The organism is Streptomyces sp. WG5 (assembly GCF_049974565.1).
In the GTDB taxonomy this organism is placed as follows: Bacteria; Actinomycetota; Actinomycetes; order Streptomycetales; family Streptomycetaceae; genus Streptomyces.
The window spans coordinates 13229-26493 of the sequence record NZ_JBNGGC010000023.1; the positions used below are offsets into that span (position 1 = coordinate 13229).

Annotated in this window: 7 protein-coding genes and 1 pseudogene; 1 reads left to right on the top strand and 7 read right to left on the bottom strand. The window is 71.8% G+C overall.

Going from position 1 to position 13265, the window contains the following annotated elements; all coding sequences use genetic code 11:
* Window positions 1-4: 4 nt before the first annotated feature.
* The 5 genes from ACP4IX_RS23505 to ACP4IX_RS23525 form a co-directional block, all read right to left on the bottom strand.
* Entirely contained in the window at window positions 5-1981 is a 1977-nt protein-coding gene (locus tag ACP4IX_RS23505) for a beta-galactosidase (RefSeq protein ID WP_426556545.1), read from the bottom strand.
* Entirely contained in the window at window positions 1981-4206 is a 2226-nt protein-coding gene (locus tag ACP4IX_RS23510) for a WD40/YVTN/BNR-like repeat-containing protein (protein WP_426556546.1), read from the bottom strand. The genes ACP4IX_RS23505 and ACP4IX_RS23510 overlap by 1 nt, the downstream gene beginning before the upstream one ends.
* A 118-nt stretch (window positions 4207-4324) precedes the next feature.
* A complete protein-coding gene (locus tag ACP4IX_RS23515) occupies window positions 4325-5260 on the bottom strand; it encodes a carbohydrate ABC transporter permease (RefSeq protein WP_426556547.1) in 936 nt (311 codons plus the stop codon).
* The gene (locus ACP4IX_RS23520) at window positions 5257-6294 is read right to left on the bottom strand and encodes an ABC transporter permease (RefSeq protein WP_426522001.1); all 1038 of its coding nucleotides are present in this window, start codon (window positions 6292-6294) and stop codon (window positions 5257-5259) included. The genes ACP4IX_RS23515 and ACP4IX_RS23520 overlap by 4 nt, the downstream gene beginning before the upstream one ends.
* Before the next feature lie 26 nt (window positions 6295-6320).
* On the bottom strand, window positions 6321-8009 hold the full coding sequence (locus ACP4IX_RS23525; protein ID WP_426522002.1) for an extracellular solute-binding protein: 1689 nt from the start codon (window positions 8007-8009) through the stop codon (window positions 6321-6323).
* Between the two features lie 390 nt (window positions 8010-8399).
* Between ACP4IX_RS23525 and ACP4IX_RS23530 the strand changes: the two genes are divergently transcribed.
* Window positions 8400-11297, top strand: a complete 2898-nt coding sequence (locus ACP4IX_RS23530; RefSeq protein WP_426556548.1) for a glycoside hydrolase family 3 C-terminal domain-containing protein — start codon at window positions 8400-8402, stop codon at window positions 11295-11297.
* A 57-nt stretch (window positions 11298-11354) separates the two neighbouring features.
* Here ACP4IX_RS23530 and ACP4IX_RS23535 read toward each other — a convergent pair.
* Window positions 11355-11450: pseudogene (locus ACP4IX_RS23535) on the bottom strand (DNA-binding response regulator); the annotation flags it as partial.
* A gap of 343 nt (window positions 11451-11793) precedes the next feature.
* On the bottom strand, window positions 11794-13239 hold the full coding sequence (locus ACP4IX_RS23540; protein WP_426556549.1) for an aldehyde dehydrogenase family protein: 1446 nt from the start codon (window positions 13237-13239) through the stop codon (window positions 11794-11796).
* Window positions 13240-13265: the final 26 nt, after the last annotated feature.

A 13265-nucleotide genomic window follows, 5' to 3' on the forward strand; every position in this document is an offset into this window, starting at 1 on the left:
TCGGTCATCGGGCCGGCTCCGTGAGGACCGCCACGCCGTAGCGGCCGAGGGTGACCCGGTCGGTGACGGTCGCGTCGGTCAGCAGGTCGCGGTGGGTGCCCGGGACGTCGACGGTGACCGGTTCGCGGCCGTGGTGGAGGAGGAAGAGCAGGTCACCGCGGCGTACGGCCTCGACGTCGGCCGGGAGCCCGTCGAGCACGGGGCGGACGCCCGCCTCGGCGGCGGCGCGGGCGAGCAGGCCGCGCAGCGCGTCCGGCTCGGGGAGGGTGGAGAGGTACCAGGCCCGGTCCTTGCGCAGGACGGCCGGCAGCCCGTCCAGCTCGCCGCCCTTGTACAGGACGGCCTCCGTGGCGGTGCCGTCGGGCTCGATCTCCTCCGACCAGAGGGTGCCGCGGAAGCCGTCGCAGGCGGCGGTACCGTCCGCCTCCAGGGGCCACCACTCGTGCAGGACGCGGATGCCGAACAGCTCGCGCAGCCGGGCGTCCATGCCGCCGGCCCTGACCCGGTCGTCCTCGTCGGCGACGCCGGTCCGGAAGCCGCAGACGAGGGTGCCGCCACCGCGGACGTAGGCGAGGAGGTTGTCGATCGCCGCGTCCGTGAGCGCGTACAGCTGGGGTACGAAGACCGCCCGGTACGGGGTCAGGTCGTGCTCCGGGTGGGCGAAGTCGGTGGTGAGGTGGGCCTCCCACAGCGCGCGGTGCCAGGCGCGCAGGACGTCGGGGTAGTCGAAGCGGGTGGAGGGGCGGCCGTCCTGGTCGCCGGCCCACCAGGAGTGCCAGTCGTGCAGGACGGCGATGTCGGCGGTGACCGTGCCGTCCGCCGCGTGCGGACCGAGCGTGGCGAGGTCGGCGCCGAGCTGCTTGACCTCCTGGTACGTACGTCCCTGCGCCCCCGCGTGGGAGACCATCCCGGAGTGGAACTTCTCGGCGCCCTGCCTCGACTGGCGCCACTGGAAGTAGCAGACGGCGTCCGCGCCGCGGGCCACGGCCTGCAGTGACCACAGGCGGTTGAGGCCGCGCGGCTTGGGGTGGTTCGCGCCGCGCCAGTTGACGGGGCCGGCCGCCTGCTCCATGAGCATCCAGGGGCCGCGCGCCTGGGAGCGGGTCATGTCCTGGACCAGGGCGCCCTCCTGCGCGCCGAAGGGATCGCGCGGGTCGGGGTAGAGGTCGACGGAGACGACGTCCTCCTCCTCGGCCCAGCGCCAGGCGTCCTGCCCGGACCACAGCGGCATGAAGTTGGTGGTCACCGGTATGTGGGGGGTGTGGCGGCGGACGATGTCGCGTTCGGCGGCGTAGCACTCCAGGAGCATGTCGGAGGTGAAGCGCCGGAAGTCGAGGACCTGGGCCGGGTTCTTCAGGTAGTGGGTGCGGCGGGCCGGCAGGATCTCGGCCCAGTCGCCGTAGCCCTGGCTCCAGAAGGCGGTGCCCCAGGCGGCGTTGAGGGCGTCGAGGGTGCCGTACCGGTCCTGGAGCCAGCGGCGGAAGCGGGTGGCGGCCTCGTCGCCGTGGTCGTAGGTGCAGTACTCGTTGTTGATGTGCCACAGGGTGAGGGCGGGGTGGCCGGCGTAGCGGGCGGCCAGGGCCTCGGTGATGGCGGCGGCGTGGCGGCGGTAGGTGGCGCTGGAGTGCGAGAAGTGCTGGCGTCCGCCCCACCACTCGGTACGGCCGTCCTCGTCGGCGGGCAGGGTGTCCGGGTGGAGCCGGCCCAGCCACGGCGGGGGCGACGCGGTGGGGGTGGCCAGGACGACGCCGATGCCGTTCGCGTGCATCAGGTCCATCAGGCGGTCCAGCCAGCCGAAGTCGTGCACTCCGGGGCGGGGTTCGAGTTTCGACCAGGAGAAGACGCCGAGGGTGACGGAGTTGACGCCGGCGTCCTTCATCAGGCGGACGTCCTCGTGCCAGGTCTCCTCGGGCCACTGCTCGGGGTTGTAGTCGCCGCCGTAGAGGATGCGGTGGCGGGTGGTGTCCGACAGGCTGGGCATCAGCGGGGCTCCCCGTACTGGATGCCGCGTCCGTTGGTGGCGAGGTAGACGCGGCCGTACACGCGGGGGTCGCCGGTGATCGTCTCGCCGGTCCACCCCCACTGGTTCTGGTCGTCGTTGATCCGCGTCCAGCTCTTCGCCTCGTCGTCGGAGCGGTAGACGGCGGTGATGGCCCCGGTGGAGCCGACCTGGTAGATCGCCGGGTAGCCGGCGCCGTCGGCGGCCTTTCCGAAGCCGAGGGTGTGGGAGGACCGGCAGCTGTCGACCTTGGTGAAGGTGAGGCCGCCGTCGGTGGAGCGGTGCAGGCCGTTGTCCTTGGTGCTCAGCCACAGGTCGCCGGTGCGGCCGGGTGCCGCGGCCAGCTTGTACTGGCTGTCGCCGGCGGGCAGTCCGGTCGCGCGGGCGGTGAAGGTACGGCCGCTGTCGGTGCTGGCGAGCAGCGTGCCCGTGTCGGTGTCGTACGCGTAGAAGAGCGTCGGGTCGGCCGGGTCGGCGACCGGCGTGGCGCCCTTCGGGAAGGAGGGGATCTCGGACCAGGTCGTGCCGTTGTCCGCGGAGCGGTGGGCGGGGTACCTGGTGCCGTCCCAGTGCAGGAAGGACCACAGCAGCACGCTGCCGTCGGCGTTGGCGGCGATCGGCCCGGGTGCGTTCTTGGCGAGGTCGGGCTGGGTCGCGAAGGGTTCCCAGGTCCGTCCGCCGTCGTGGGAGTACGCGCCGTTGCCGTGATCGCTCCAGCCCGCCCGGACGACGTACGCCGGTCTGCGTGCCGCCTGTGCGAGTCCGGTCGCCGACCCGGACACGGGGTTCGTCGCCATGCCGTGCGCCGGGGACGCCGTGAGCCGTTCGTGGTACATGACGCCGATGTCCCTCGACCCGCTGAGCAGGTGCGCCCGCCCGGTCGGGGGCGAGATCAGCTGGGTCACGGACGTCTCCTCCAGGCCGCGGATCTGCGGGGCCCAGCGTCGCAGGTCGCGGGTGCCGTAGAGGGTGGCGCCGGTGCCGTACACGAGGTGCTTCGAGTCGTACGGGTCGAGGGCGACGGCCTGGATCCACCAGCCGAACTTGGGCTGCTCCTCGCCCCACTTCAGGTACGGGGTCTCGGAGACGTCGAGGACGGCCGAGTCCTTCAGGGACGTCCAGGTGCGGCCGCCGTCGGTGGTCCGGTACAGGGTGTCGACGGCCGCCCAGCGGTTGTTGGTGGAGACGACGGCGGTGCCGGGGCGGCGGGCGTCGACGGCGACGCCGCCGTAGCCGAAGGTGTCGGCGGCGCCGTCATCGGTGGTGCCGCCGGGCCGGACGGGCGTGACCTCGGTCCAACGGCCGTTGACCGTGCGCAGCTTGTGCACGCTGCCGGTGGACTGGCCGTTCGGGCCCGGTGCGTCGGCGTACGTCACGTACAGCTCGCGGGTGTGCCGGTCGTACGCGGCACGGACCGGGACCGTGGCCGCGGTGCCGGAGGGCCGGCCGGGGACGGGCTCCCAGGTGGTGCCGTCGGACGTGCGGAAGAGGTTCGGTGCGGTGCCGCCGGCGTCGCCCCAGCCGGCGTAGACGGTGCGGCCCGCGGCCACGAGGAGGGTGACGCCCTGGCCGGTGGCGTTCGGGGCGGCCGGGAAGCCGGTGGCGGGAGCCCAGGTGGCGCCCCGGTCCACCGACTTCCAGAGGCCGTCGTGCCGGGTGCCCAGCCACAGGGTGTCGCTGTCGCGCGGATCGACCAGGAGCCGCTCGCCGGTGCCCCGGCCGTCCTCGTTGGCACCGAGCTTCACGGTGAGGTCGGTGCGCCGCCAGGTCCTGCCCCGGTTCTCGGAGCGCAGGACCGCGCCGTTGCCCGACCACGCCTGGGAGTAGGTGCCGCAGGCCAGGTAGAGCCGGTCCGGGTGGGCGGGGTCGACGGCCATCGCCTCGACGCCGAGGAGGTTCCAGTCGTCCCAGCCGAGGTGGTCCAGGAGCGGGATCCACCGGTCGGTGCGGTCGTCCCAGCGGTAGGCGCCGCCGATGTCGGTGCGGGCGTAGGCGAGCCCGCGGACGCGGGGGTGGAACAGGACGCCGGTGATGAACCCGGTGCCGCCGATGACGACGTTGCGCCAGCGGTAGGCGGGGGCGTCCGCCATGTCCTCGGCGGCGTGCGCGCGTCCGGGTGCGAGCGGGACTGCCGTGAGCGCGGCGACGGCCGCGGTCCCGGCGAGAACGGCACGCCGGCTCGGGCTGCGTGACACGGACGCATGCATGACATACCTCGTTCTGTGCGGCTCGGGGGCGGAGGTGGGCAGGGCGGACCGGGGCCGTCGTGGCCGGACGCGGGTCAGGAGCGGCCGGCCACGACGGGGCTGGGAACGGGCGCGGGCGTCAGCCCTTCACGGCGCCGGTCAGCATCCCCTTCTTGAAGTGACGCTGGACGAACGGCGACAGCACGGCCACCGGCAGCAGGGCCATGACCATGACGGCCATCTGCACGGCCAGGCCGGAGAGTTCGCCGGTCTTGATCGCCTGGCCGAGGCCGACCGGGGCCTCCTGCTTCTGCACGAGCTGGATCATCACGTTCTGCAGGGGCAGCATGTCCTGGTCGTTCAGGTACAGGGAGGCGTTGAACCAGGCGCTCCAGTAGCCGACGGCGTAGAACAGCGTGATCACCGCGACGACCGCGCGGGACAGCGGCAGGACGATCTGCCACAGGATGCGCAGGTCGCCGGCGCCGTCGATGCGGGCGCTGTCGATCAGCTCCTGGGAGATGCCCATGAAGAAGCCGCGCAGCACCAGGATGTTGAAGACGCTGATCGCGCTGGGCAGGATCAGCGCGAGGTAGGTGTCCGTCAGCCCCAGGGACTGCACCAGCAGGTAGGTGGGGATGAGGCCCGCGCTGAAGAACATCGTGGCCAGCAGCACCATGAGGATCCAGCGGTGGCCGAGGGAGCCGCTGCGCGACAGCCCGTAGGCGCACAGCACCGACACCGCCATGGAGAAGACGGTGCCGACCAGGGTGATGCCGATGCTGACGAGCGCGGCGCGGGTGACCTGGCCGCCGCTGAGCAGTTCCGTGTAGGCGACGAAGGTGATGTCCGTCGGGATCATCACCAGCCCGCCGGCCTCGTCGATGGCCTTGCGCGAGGAGAGGCTGGTGACGACGACGATCCACAGCGGGAACAGGATCGCCAGGCAGGCCAGGAGCAGGACCAGCCCCTTGCCGAGGAGTCCGGCCCCGCGGGGCTTCTCCTCCCACACCGGACGCGGCGGGGCCGCCCACCGGCTGGGCGTGCGCGCGGGTTTGCCGATGACTGCGGTCACTTCTTGTACACCCCCTGCTCGCCCATGAGGTGGGCCACCTTGTTCGCGATGAGGACCAGGCCGAGACTGATGACGCCCTTGACGAGACCGGCGGCGGCCGCGTAGCCGAAGTCCTGGTTGCGTACGCCGTTCCACCACACAAAGGTGTCGAGGACCTCCGCGGCTCCTGGTCCGACGGCGTCGCGTTGCAGCAGGATCTGTTCGAAGCCGACCGTCAGGGCGTCGCCCACGCGCAGCACCAGCAGCAGGGCGATCACCGGGCGCAGCGCGGGCAGTGTGACGTGCCACATGCGGCGCCAGCGGTTCGCGCCGTCCATCGCGGCGGCCTCGTACAGGTCGGGGCTGACCGAGGCGAGCGCGGCGAGGAAGACGATGATCCCCCAGCCGGCGTCCTTCCACACGCTCTGTGCGGTGACCAGGAACTTGAAGGTCTCCGGGTCGGTCATGAGGCTGAGCCCGTCGTACCCGTGGTCGCGCAGCAGCTGGGAGAGGAGTCCCGCCCCGCCGAGCAGCTGCTGGAAGACGGCGATGACCAGCACCCACGAGAAGAAGTGCGGCAGGTAGAGGATGGCCTGCGCGATCGCCCGCACCCGGGGCCGGACCACGCTGTTGATGAGCAGCGCGAGCAGGATGGGGATCGGGAAGTACAGCACCAGCTGGAGGACGAACAGCACCAGGGTGTTCTGTACGGCGTTCCAGAAGGCCGAGTCCTCGAAGATGCGCTGGAAGTTCTCCAGACCCACCCACGGGCTGTGCAGGATGGAGACGATCCCGTTCTCGCTGATGTAGGGGTCGTACTCCTGGAAGGCGACGACGTTGCCGAGGATCGGTACGTAGTTGAAGAGCAGTACCAGCAGGATGGCCGGCAGTGTCATCAGCACCAGGACACGGTCACGCCGGAACCTCAGCTTGAGGCTCAGCTTCCCCGAGGGCGGCTTCGCCTCACGAGGGCCGGCGGCGTCGTCGGACGCCACCGGGGTCTTCTTCGTCGCATCGGCCTCGGCTCTGGTCCGGGGCACCGTGTTGTGGGACACGGCCGTTCTCCTTGCCTCGGTACCGGTCAGCTCGCCGCCGTGCCGTTCTCGTCGAGCAGCTTCTTGTACCAGTCGCGCAGTTTGTCGCCGCCCTGGCTGCGCCAGTCGGAGACGGCCTGCTGCATGTCGCCGATCTTCTTGCGGCCGCGGACGATGTCGTCCTCCAGCTGCTCGAAGTCGTTGGACAGGTTGGTGTAGCGGTTGGGCTCGGTGACCTGCATGCCGTAGAAGGTGGGCTTCTTGGTGAAGGCCCCCATCCGCTGCTGCCACTCGACCTGCCCCTTGGCGACCTCGGGGAAGTCGGGGTGGGCGATGGTCGCGGCCGGGCTCGCGATCATCACGTAGGCGTTCATCACGTCGATGTTGCCCTGGTCGGTCTTGGTGGGCACGCCGTCCTTGACCGCGTAGTGGGTGCCTTCCACGCCGTAGTTGGTGGCCATGTACTCCTTGGTGCCGTACGGCGCGGCGGTGACGTTGGCGACGGCCAGCACGTCGCGGATCACGGACTCGGAGGCGTTCTTGTTGACGAAGGCGAAGATGCTCGCGGGGTTCTGCGCCCACAGCGTGGGCTCACCGCCGTCGTGCCCGAAGAAGTCCATGCCCCAGATCTTGAACCCGGGGTTCTGGGTGGCCTGTTCCGCGGTGCGGCTCCACCACTGGGAGATGTCCTGGTTGTAGACGAGGAACTCGCCGGCGGCGAACTTGGGCCCGGGGTCGGCGGCGTTGCTCTTGCCCAGCTTGGCGTCGGGGTGCACGACCCCGGCGGCGAACAGCTTGCGCGTCCACTCCAGCGCCTCGAGGTACTCGTCGGTCTCGGCGCGGTAGATCAGCTTCCCGTCGACCTGGTTCCAGCCGAGCGACTTCTCGTTGCCGGAGAGCACACCGAAGGCGTTGAAGGCGGTCCACTTCATGTCCAGGCAGGCCCAGCGCTTGGCCTTCGCGTTGGTGGCCTCCTTGGCCAGCGCCATGAACTCGTCGCAGGACCGGGGGACTTCGTAGCCCTCCTTCTCGAAGATGTCCTGGCGGTACAGCGGCACGATGCCGGACACGTACGAGGACGGCATCGGCAGGCCGCGCAGCTTGCCGCCGAAGATGGAGCGCTGCCAGGCGTCGGTGGGGATGGCCGCGAGGTTGGGGAAGTCCTTGACCGCGTCGCCGGAGAGGTAGGGGCCGAGGTCGGCGAACTTGCTGATGATGGCGCTGGGGATTCTGCCGGTCATGTTCCAGCCGGGCACGACCACCACGTCGGGCACCTCGCTGGAGGCGAGGACCGCGCCGAGCTTCTGGTCGTAGGTGTTGCCGTCCTGGTTCTGCCAGACCACGTCGACGCCGATGAGGTCGTTCATCGCCTTGTAGTAGGCGTTGCCGTCCTTCGGCGGGGACCCCCAGAACGGCGACATGACGGTGACCTTGCCGCCCTTGCCGAGCTTCTTCGGCACCGAGGTCTTCAGGCCCGCGAGGTCGAGCTTGCTGGTGAAGCCGACCGCGGAGCCGTTCTTGCTGGGGATGTCGGGGGTGACCACGTTGCTGGCCACGTACGCCGGCAGCAGCTTCTCGGCGTCCTTGCCCGACGTGGTGCCGTCCCGCGAACCTCCGTCCGACCCACCGCCGCAGGCGGAGAGCAGCGGCATCCCTCCCGCCACCGCTGCGGTGGCTACCGCCGTGGAGGCGAGGAACTTTCTCCGGCTGGGACCGGAGGCGGCGTTCGGCGTCATTGCGTCAACCCTTCGTGGCGCACCAGGACACCCGGCGGTGGCCGTCGGCTGCGGTGTCTTGAGTGGAACTGGCTGAGCTGAAGCGGTCGTCGGAGGAACGCCCGGCTCCCGTCGCACCCCGGGTGCACTGTCGAGCCAGAGCCTCTTAGTCGAAGCGCTTCGATGTTGCTGCGAGGTTAAGTGAACGCCTGGGGGTGCACAAGAGTCGATTGCAGAATTCCTCCGAGGTATCGGGAGGGCGATGGTGGCCGAACCGGGTCATGTGACACTTGGATTGCGATGACAAGTCGGAGGTGATGTGCGGAAGTGTCTTGACACCCACCCCCGGGGCCAATGAGCATCGAAGCGCTTCGAAAGCGTCTCGCCGCTCCATCGCAAGGGGAACTCCACGTGACCGCACCCACGCCGCCCACGCCGCCTTTCCGTGATCCGCACCTGCCGTTCGCGAAGCGCGTCGACGACCTGATGTCGCGGCTCACGCTCGACGAGAAGACCGCGTTCCTGCACCAGTTCGCGCCCGCCGTCGAACGGCTCGGCATCGCCGCCTTCCGCACCGGCCAGGAGGCCCTGCACGGCGTGGCCTGGATGGGCCCGGCGACCGTGTTCCCGCAGGCCGTCGGCCTCGGCGCCACCTGGAACGACGACCTGGTGCGCCGCGTCGGCGAGGCGGTGTCCAGGGAAGCCCGGGCCATGCGGGCGCGCGACGACCGCGTCGGCCTCAACGTCTGGTCCCCGACCGTGAACCTGCTGCGCCACCCGCTGTGGGGACGCAACGAGGAGGGCTACTCCGAGGACCCGAGGCTCACCTCGGCCATCGCCACCGCCTACACCCGCGGCCTGCGCGGCGAACATCCGACGTACTGGCGCACCGCGCCCGTCCTCAAGCACTGGCTCGCGCACAACAACGAGACCGACCGGGACACGTGCTCGTCGTCCGTCCGCCCGCGCGTCCTGAACGAGTACGACCTGCGGGCGTTCCGCGAGACGGTCGAGGCGGGCGCGGTGGCCGGGGTGATGCCGGCGTACAACCTGGTCAACGGACGCCCCAACCACGTCTCCCCGTACCTGCGGAGCCATCTGCGCACCTGGACCCAGGACGACCTCCTGGTCTGCTCGGACGCGGGCGCCCCCTCCAACCTGGTCGACTCCGAGCACTACTTCGACACCCATGAGGAGGCGACCGCCGCCGCGCTGCGGGCCGGGGTGGACAGCTTCACCGACCACGGCACGGACTCCTCGAAGATCGTCGCCCGGGTCCGGGGCGCCCTCGACCAGGGCCTGCTGACCGAGGCCGAGGTGGACGCGGCCGTGCGCCGGCAGCTGTCGGTCCGCTTCCGGCTCGGCGAGTTCGACCCGGAGCACGACCCGCACGCGGACTCGGCCGCCTTCGACACACCGGAGCACCGGGCGCTCGCGCTGGAGGCGGCCGAGCAGGCGGTCGTCCTGCTCAAGAACGACGGCGTGCTGCCCCTGGCCGACGGCACCCGGGTCGCCGTCGTCGGTCTGCTCGCCGACGAGTGCAAGCTCGACTGGTACAGCGGCACCCTCATCCACCGTGCCACTCCGCTGGAGGGCCTGTACGAGCGGTTCGGCGCCGAACGCGTGAGCTTCGGGGAGGGCGTGGACCGGGTCCGGCTGAAGACGGCCGCCGGTGCGTTCCTGTACGTGCCCCCGTCCGACGACTCCCCCGGCGAGGCCCGCGGCACCGAGGGCGCCCTCGACCCGGCCCTGCTGGCCGGCCGCACCGACCTGCCGCCCCTCACCACCGACGCCACCGGCAGCGAACTCGCGCTCGTCGACTGGGGCGAGGGCGTCCTCACCCTGCGCGCGCCCGACGGCCGCTACCTCTCGGTCGCCGAGGACGGCTACCTCCGGGCCTCCGCCGACCAGCCCGGCGGCTGGATCGTGCAGGAGACGTTCCGCCTGGAACCGCACGGGAACGGGCACCTCCTCCGGCACCTGGGGACGGGTCGTCACGTCCAGGTCGCCGCCGACGGCGTGAAGGTTGCCGCTCCGGACGCCTCCTCCGACACCTCCTCCGACGCCTCCCCGGACGCCTCCTCGGACGGCACGGCCCCGGAGGTCTTCGAGCTGGTCGTCGCCGAGCGCGGCGAGGACGCGGTCACGCGGGTGGCGGCCGAGGCGGACGTAGTCGTGGTGGTCGCGGGCAACGACCCGCACATCAACGGCCGGGAGACCGAGGACCGTACGACGCTGCGGCTGCCCGCCCACCAGGAACGCCTGCTGCGCGCGGCCCGCGCCGCGAACCCGAGCACCGTGCTGGCGCTGGTGTCCGCCTACCCGTACGCCGTCGACGCGGAGGCGCTCCCGGCGGTGCTGTGGACCGCGCACGGCGGCCAGGCGGGCGGCACCGCGCTGGCCCGGGTCCTCGCCGGTGACGTCTCCCCCGCCGGGCGGCTCCCGCAGACCTGGTACGCCGACGACTCCGACCTGCCCGACCTGCTCGACTACGACGTGATCGGCGGCCGCCAGACCTACCTGTACTTCGAGGGGACGCCGCTGTTCCCCTTCGGGCACGGCCTGTCGTACGCGTCCTTCTCGTACGCGGACCTGGCGACGCGGGTCGCGCACGGGAAGGTGTCCGTGTCCTTCACGGTCACCAACACGGGGGCCGTCGCCGCCGGCGAGGTGGCCCAGCTCTACGTCCGCGCCGAGGACCCGTCCCTCCCGCGTCCGCGCCGCGAACTGCTGGCCCACCGCCGGCTCGCCCTCGCCCCGGGCGCCACGGCGGAGGTCTCCTTCGACGTCCCGCTGTCCGCGTTCGCGTTCTGGGACGTCGCGCAGGACCGGTGGCGGCTCGAGCCGGGCCCGTACGCCCTGCTGGTGGGCGCGTCCAGCGAGGACGTGCGCCTGTCGCAGACCGTGTCCCTGGAGGGCGAACCCGCCGCGCCGCGCCCGGTCCGCGAACGCGGCCTCGACGCGGCCGGCTTCGACGAGCAGAGCGGCACGGAGATCGTCGACCGGACGAAGGCGGCGGGCGAAGCGGTGACGCCGGTGGCGGACCGGACCGGCGAACTGCTGTTCCGCGACTGCGACTTCGGTTCCGGCGTCACCGGCGTGACCGTGACGGTGGCGGGCGGCGAGGGCACCGTGGAGATCGCCCTCGACGGCGGCCCGGCATCGGCGGTGCTGTCTTCGACGACGCCCACCTCGGGACCGTACGACTACGTGGAGCTGGGTGCCCGGCTGACCGCCGAGGGCGTTCACGATCTCCGCGTCAGGCTGCGCGGCACTCTGCGGCTCGCGCACGTCGGCTTCTCCGGTTGAGGGTCCGGAGGAAGCCGGCACGATGAAGGGGCCCGGCACCGGTACCCACCGGCGCCGGGCCCCCGACTCGCCACCGGCCCGGACCAGGCCCGTCTCATAGGCCACGAGCACGGTTTGGGCCCGGTCGCGCAGCTCCAGCTCGGCGAAGAGCCGGTCGGGAGGCGACAGCCGCCTGTCCGCAGGCCGAGCGGGACCTCGGACGGCTGCCGGCCACCGTCTTCCCGCACACCGTGGCCCCCGCCGTCGTCGGGGCCGCCCGCCACCTGCTGATGAGCGGCGTTACGCACATCGTTGCCGGACTGCCCGGCTCCGCCGACCTGCCGCAAGCTCCGCCGACCTGCCGCAGGGGAGTAACCCTCCGTGTCCCCGCCGAGTTCCCGCGACCGGTCGGCTCTCCGTCAGATCCGGGACGTGGCGGCAGATCGGCGTGCGCCTACGCGCCGACGGCCCGAGCCCCCGCACAGTGGGCTCGGGCCGTCGGCCTTCTCGGGCTGTCTCAGAGCGCGAGGCCCGTCAGGACCAGCACCCGCTCGTACGTGTAGTCGTCCATCGCGGACTTCACGCCCTCGCGGCCCACGCCGGACTGCTTGGCGCCGCCGTACGGCATCTGGTCGGCGCGGTAGGAGGGGACGTCGCCGATGACGACGCCGCCGACCTCCAGGGCGCGGTGGGCGCGGAAGGCGGCCTGGAGGTCGTGGGTGAACACGCCCGCCTGGAGGCCGTACTTGGAGTCGTTGACGGCGGCGAACGCCTCGGCCTCGCCGTTCACCTTCTGCACGCTGAGGACGGGGCCGAAGACCTCCTCGCGGGCGAGGGTGGTGCCGTCCGGGAGGTCGGTGAGGACGGTCGGCGCGTACGAGGCGCCGTCGCGCTTGCCGCCGGTGTGGAGGGTGGCGCCGGCCTCCACGGCCTCCCGCACCCACGCCTCTACGCGCTCGGCGGCGGCCTCGCTGACCAGCGGGCCGACGTCCGTCGCGTCGTCGTTGGGGTCGCCGGTGACCTGGGCCTCGACGGCGGCGACGATACGGGGCAGCAGACGGTCGTAGACGGCGGCGTCGGCGATCACGCGCTGCACGGAGATGCAGGACTGGCCGCCCTGGTAGTTGGAGAAGGTCGCGATGCGGGTCGCGGCCCGGTCCAGGTCCTCGTCGCTCGCCCAGTCGCCGAGGACGACGGCCGCGCCGTTGCCGCCCAGTTCCAGGGTGCAGTGCTTGCGCGGGACCGAGTCCATGATCGCGTAGCCGACCGTCTCGGAGCCGGTGAAGGAGATGACCGGCAGGCGCTCGTCCTGGACGAGGGCGGGCATGCGGTCGTTCGGGACCGGCAGGATGCTCCACGAACCGGCGGGCAGGTCGGTCTCGGCGAGCAGCTCGCCGAGGACCAGGCCGGAGAGGGGGGTGGCGGGCGCGGGCTTGAGGATGATGGGCGCGCCGGCGGCGATCGCGGGGGCGATCTTGTGGGCGCACAGGTTCAGCGGGAAGTTGAACGGCGCGATGCCGAGGACGACGCCCTTCGGGAAGCGGCGCGTAAAAGCGAGGCGGCCCTGGCCGCCGGCGTCGGTGTCGAGGCGCTGGGCCTCGCCGCCGTTGAAGCGACGGGCCTCCTCGGCGGCGAAGCGGAAGACGGACACCGCGCGGCCGACCTCGCCGCGGGCCCACTTGACCGGCTTGCCGTTCTCGGCCGAGATCAGGCGGGCGATCTCCTCGGTGCGCTCGGCCAGGCGCCGGCTGACGTGGTCCAGCGCGGCGGCGCGGACGTGGGCGGGGGTGGCGGCGAACTCGTCCCGTACGGCGTACGCGGCGGCCACGGCCTCCTCGACCTGGGCGTCGGTCGGCACGCTCACCGTGCCGGCCAGGCTGCCGTCCCAGGGGGACGTGACGTCGAAGGTGGCCTCGCCGGTGGCCTGGCGGCCGGCGAGCCAGAAGGCGTGGGTGGAAGTCATGGAGTTCCGGCCCTTCCGCGTTGGGG

Bases quoted from the DNA above. Each gene is read 5' to 3' on its own strand.
- ACP4IX_RS23505 (WP_426556545.1), bottom strand. From the start codon at position 1,981: ATGCCCAGCCTGTCGGACACCACCCGCCACCGCATCCTCTACGGCGGC.
- ACP4IX_RS23525 (WP_426522002.1), bottom strand. From the start codon at position 8,009: ATGACGCCGAACGCCGCCTCCGGTCCCAGCCGGAGAAAGTTCCTCGCC.
- ACP4IX_RS23540 (WP_426556549.1), bottom strand. From the start codon at position 13,239: ATGACTTCCACCCACGCCTTCTGGCTCGCCGGCCGCCAGGCCACCGGC.
- ACP4IX_RS23510 (WP_426556546.1), bottom strand. From the start codon at position 4,206: ATGCATGCGTCCGTGTCACGCAGCCCGAGCCGGCGTGCCGTTCTCGCC.